At 40.1% G+C, this 431-nt stretch carries 1 pseudogene; it reads left to right on the top strand.

What is annotated here, in order from left to right:
• Positions 1-431, top strand: a pseudogene (locus tag AOB46_RS23575) (RHS repeat-associated core domain-containing protein); the annotation flags it as partial.

Genomic DNA, 431 nt, shown 5'->3' on the forward strand with positions numbered 1-431 from the left:
TACTCCAATATGTATTGGGGGCTGAATACCCTGTTATCGGTCACGTATTATGATTCTTATCCTCGACTATATGATTTTAATCCTTCATATCCTTCAACAATTCTGGGAGAACCTGTACTGGCTGAAACTCCTGATGCTGCTGGAAGAAGCACCAAAGGTCTTCCGGTGATGAGTCTTGTAAAAAATATTGAAGATGACAGCTGGACAAAAACCTATACTTATTATGATCAAAAAGGAAGAGTAATTGGTACCCATTCCATTAATCATTTGGGTGGCTATACCCAAACAGAATCCAAGCTTGATTTTGCGGGAACCGTTCAGAAAATGGTGACTAGGCATAAAAGGCTAAGCACCGATACTGAAAGAGTAATTACAGAGACCTTTACGTATGACCATCAGAACAGGTTACTCGTTCATAAGCATCAGGTGGA

Origin of the sequence: Chryseobacterium indologenes, from assembly GCF_001295265.1 — a bacterium.
Classification (GTDB): domain Bacteria; phylum Bacteroidota; class Bacteroidia; order Flavobacteriales; family Weeksellaceae; genus Chryseobacterium; species Chryseobacterium indologenes_A.